Consider the following 962-nt stretch of genomic DNA (forward strand, 5'->3'; position numbering starts at 1 on the left):
CTAAACCGCCTCGACGAGTCCGCTAAACATGGAGCCCAGCGTGCTCGAAGAAGGAGCGGAGGACGTCGGGACGATGCTGTAGGGCACGGAATTCCTTTCGTGCCAGGCGCATGAGGTCCGAAATGGCAGGGGGCGTTGCGTTGAGCAAGGCCTCCTTCACCACGCCATTGCAGCCTTCCTCTGGGTTGAGGTCAGGGGCGTACGGGGGCAGCCACTCGACGAGGACGTCCTTCGAGTGGCGTTGCAGCCAGGCGCTGACCGCCTTGGAGCGGTGCGCCTGAAGGCGGTCCCAGATGATGACGAGGGGGCGTCCGAGGCGCCGACGGAAGTACCGCAATGCGGCGATGACTTCCTTGTCGTGGACAGCGCCGACGAAGTGGCGAGCGAACACCTTGGGGCGTTCACGCCCCCACGGGGCCGTCAGCAGCACGACGCTGGATACCTCTCGGCGCCTGCTCAGACGCTTGAGGACTCGGACTTGTCCCACCGGCGCCCAGGTGGTGCCCAGGCGGGCCCGAAACGTGTGACCCGTCTCATCCAAGAAGGCAATTGTCCTCCCGCTTCTTCGAGCCCCCTTTTTATTCGAGGCCAGTCTCTTCTTACCCAAGCTTCGATGAGCGCATCATCCCGCTCGCGGGCCTGAGAACGAGGGCGGTGCGCGGAGAACCCGAGCCGATGCAGTGGCCTCGACAAGGAGCGTGGGTGGTACCGCACACCCCAGCGCTGCTCAATGAGACGTGCGATGCGTGGAAGGGTCCACCGCTCCGTGGGAAAGCCGGCCCTGACGGCGCCGGCCTTGAGGACTCGGGCCACTTGCGTCCACTGCGAGGGGCTCAGCCGCGAGGGACGTCCCTGATGCGGCTTGTGCCGCAGCTTCCTGACGCCGCCCTGTGCGAGGGCTTTGCACCACTGCGACACGGCTCCTCGGGTGACGCCGCACTCGTCCGCTACGTCTACTGGGC

At 65.9% G+C, this 962-nt stretch carries 2 protein-coding genes; both read right to left on the bottom strand.

The window, feature by feature from the left end; genetic code table 11:
* Nucleotides 1–22: 22 nt before the first annotated feature.
* Nucleotides 23–541, bottom strand: a complete 519-nt coding sequence (locus tag F8M74_RS37165; RefSeq protein ID WP_162295170.1) for a transposase — start codon at nucleotides 539–541, stop codon at nucleotides 23–25.
* The gene (locus tag F8M74_RS37170; protein WP_228560978.1) at nucleotides 457–918 is read right to left on the bottom strand and encodes a winged helix-turn-helix domain-containing protein; all 462 of its coding nucleotides are present in this window, start codon (nucleotides 916–918) and stop codon (nucleotides 457–459) included. Before F8M74_RS37170 ends, F8M74_RS37165 begins: the two co-directional genes overlap by 85 nt.
* Nucleotides 919–962 lie beyond the last annotated feature (44 nt).

This window comes from Myxococcus sp. CA023 (assembly GCF_010998615.1).
Classification (GTDB): Bacteria; Myxococcota; Myxococcia; order Myxococcales; family Myxococcaceae; genus Myxococcus.